The organism is Trebonia sp., from assembly GCF_049794275.1.
Lineage (GTDB): Bacteria > Actinomycetota > Actinomycetes > Streptosporangiales > Streptosporangiaceae > Trebonia.
Map to the genome: position 1 here is coordinate 1 of NZ_JBARCR010001143.1, position 2,878 is coordinate 2,878.

At 68.0% G+C, this 2,878-nt stretch carries 4 protein-coding genes; 2 read left to right on the forward strand and 2 right to left on the reverse strand.

Annotated features, from left to right (window positions below; all coding sequences use genetic code 11):
* On the forward strand, nt 1–314 hold a 314-nt coding region (locus WA805_RS28305), incomplete at its 5' end, for a hypothetical protein (protein ID WP_425243852.1).
* On the opposite strand, the gene WA805_RS28310 is transcribed toward WA805_RS28305, so the two are convergent.
* Together WA805_RS28310 and WA805_RS28315 are read right to left on the reverse strand one after the other, a co-directional pair.
* Nucleotides 278–655, reverse strand: coding sequence for a type II toxin-antitoxin system VapC family toxin (locus tag WA805_RS28310; RefSeq protein WP_425243853.1), 378 nt, complete (start codon nt 653–655; stop codon nt 278–280). The genes WA805_RS28305 and WA805_RS28310 overlap by 37 nt on opposite strands.
* Nucleotides 652–906, reverse strand: coding sequence for a CopG family transcriptional regulator (locus WA805_RS28315; RefSeq protein ID WP_425243854.1), 255 nt, complete (start codon nt 904–906; stop codon nt 652–654). The genes WA805_RS28310 and WA805_RS28315 overlap by 4 nt, the downstream gene beginning before the upstream one ends.
* 184 nt (nt 907–1,090) lie before the next feature.
* Here WA805_RS28315 and WA805_RS28320 point away from each other — a divergent pair, with 184 nt between their 5' ends.
* The gene (locus tag WA805_RS28320) at nt 1,091–2,521 is read left to right on the forward strand and encodes a S53 family peptidase (RefSeq protein ID WP_425243855.1); all 1,431 of its coding nucleotides are present in this window, start codon (nt 1,091–1,093) and stop codon (nt 2,519–2,521) included.
* Nucleotides 2,522–2,878 lie beyond the last annotated feature (357 nt).

Below are 2,878 nucleotides of genomic sequence, written 5' to 3' on the forward strand. Positions count from 1 at the left end.
GCGACGTGGTCTACCTGCCCGGCAGCGACCTGGCCCATCCGCTGCTCGTGCTGGGCATCTGGCTGGCCGCATCGCTGGCCGTGCTGGCCGCCGTGGACCTGCTGCACCTGGCCGAACGCCGCCGCACACCACAACGCGAAGCCGACATCTACGCCACGCCCGGCACCGCCCACCTGCGGCGGCGGCTCACGCGCCAGCGGACAGCAGCGCTCAAGACCGCTAGCACACCTCGCCTACCGCTTATCCAGGTCCCGCCAACAGCTCTCGCCGGGCACGATCAGAAGGGGCGCGCGAGTTCGGGAAACATGGGATAGTGCCGGACGTTCAGCGTGGCGAGTTCCAGTCCTTCGGTGAGTGCGGTCGCGGCGATTAGGTAATCTCCGAGGCCGATACCGGAATGGGACCGGCGGTACTCCTGCATGAGCGTCGCCGCTCGCCACGCCACTTGTTCCGTGACCTCGAATCGCTGCATGCTGCCGAGCAGTCGCATGACCTCGCGGCGTTCCGGCGGACGCATCCCGCCCGCGATCTCGGTCAGGCTAACGACGCTGATCGCCAGCGGCCCGGAGGACTGTCGCACGTCCACGAGCCAGTCTCGGGCCGCGGTCTTGCCCCGCAGGTGCTCGATGAGGACGTCGCTGTCGACCAGGATCACGCGTCGGCCAGCCGGTCCAGGTAATCCATGCGGTGGTCTCGGGCGCGGGAGAATGCCTCCTGCCCCGCGATGATCCCGAAGGAATCGTTGATCGCGGCAAGATCGGCCGCGAGATCGGCACCGGGATGTCCGCCGATCGCGCGGTCGATCAGCTCACGGATCAGCTCAGCCCGGGAAACGCCCTCTGCCTCCGCTACCCGGTCCAGTGCTGCGGCCTGGCCTTCAGCGAGGTAGATGTTGGTCCGCTTCATACACCACATCATACACCACCATAGGTGGTGTCGCTGATGCGTCACGGGGCGCGGTGCGCGAGCTGCTCACCGTCGCTGGCCGCTAGCGTCCGGAGAGGTCGAGCACATTCCCCTTTGTTATCTGATGTGATATGTGTCTATTCGATGGTCGATGTGTCAATTTCTTAGCCGGCCCGGAGGACACGTGCGCAAAGGGAAAGTTACCGGGCTGGCTGTGGGCGCCACTGCGCTCGCTCTTGGCGTGATCGCCGCCGCCGCGCCAGCGGGATCCGCCGTTACCAAGTCGGCCGCGTCGGCCGCGGCGGGCACGCCGACGATCGTCATCAAGCCCGGCGTGATCCACCCGATGGCCGGCATGCCGGCGCCATCGCAGGCGAACTGCGTGGCGCTCGGCTTCTACCACTGCATCACGCCACAGCAGGTGGAGACGGCGTACAACCTCGCCCCGCTGTACAGGCACGGCATCACGGGCAAGGGCCAGACGATCGTGATCGTCGACTCGTTCGGCTCGCCGACGATCAAGAAGGACCTCGCCGTCTTCGACCGGCAATTCAAGCTGCCCGCCCCGCCGTCGATCAAGATCATCACTCCGGCCGGGACGATACCGAAGTGGAACCCCGACAACTCCGACATGACCGGCTGGGGCGGCGAGACCACGCTCGACGTGGAGTACGCGCACTCGATCGCGCCCGGCGCGAACATCCTGCTGGTCGAGACCCCCGTGTCGGAGACCGAGGGCGTGACCGGCTTCCCGCAGATCGTCGAGGCCGAGAACTACGTAGTCAAGCACCACCTCGGCGGCGTGATCAGCCAGAGCTTCAGCGCTACCGAGCAGACGTTCACCGGTCTCGGGCAGATCAACCGCTATCACCTGCGCAGCGCCTACGTTCAGGCGGCGCAGGAGGAAGACGGCCCGACCGTCCTGGCCGCCTCCGGTGACAGCGGCGTGGCCGACGTGGGACTCGACCAAGAGACCTACTACACCCACCGGGTGACATCCTGGCCGGACAGCGACCCGCTGGTGACCGGCGTGGGCGGCACCGAACTGGTGGCAGGCAAGGGCAACACGTACACGTCGGTGGCGTGGAACGACACCTACAACCCCCACCTCGGCGACGGCACGGTCCCGTACGCCACCGGCGGCGGCCTGTCGGTGCTCTTCTCCCGCCCGTTCTACCAGGACGGGGTCAAGAACGTGGTGGGCAGCGCGCGCGGGGTGCCGGACGTCTCGATGAACGGTGCCTGCACCAGCCCGGTGTTCACCTACCAGAGCTTCCCGCAACAGGGCACCCCGGCCGGCTGGTACCCGTCCTGCGGCACCAGCGAGTCGACGCCGGAATTCGCCGGCATCGTGGCGCTCGCCGACCAGGTCGCCGGCCACCCCCTCGGCCTCATCAACCCGACGCTGTACTGGCTGTCGGCCGAGCGGGCCCCCGGCATAGTGCCCGTCACTTCGGGCAACAACACCGTGACCTTCACCCAGGGCACGCCCGTGAAGACCTACACGCTGCATGGCTTCAAGGCGCAGGCCGGCTACAGCCTGGTCGACGGTGTCGGCACCGTCAACGGCTGGTACCTCGCCTACGAACTGGCCGGCCGGACGCCGCCGAGGTAACGGCCTGAGCTCCGACTCCAGCGCCGGCCGCAGGCCGAGCGCCGTGGCGATGTCGCCGAAGGTGCCGCCGCCTCCATCGGATCTCCATAACGGCTGCACAGCGGTCTCACGAGTGAGGGCGAGGGTTGGTGGCAGCCGGCCTTCCGTGTTTGGGCGGCCGGCACGCACCGAGAGATGAGCCACTGAGGAGCACCCGATGACGATCGAAGCCACCACTCACCCGGAGGTCGCCCGCGCTTTCACGCTCGACTCGCTGCCCAGCGCGGTTCGCGTGCTTGCCGTGACGGCGCGGCCTGGGCAGGAGTCGGCCGATCTGGGCGGGCCGCTGTACGCTTTCCGCCGATCCGGGGCCAGCCT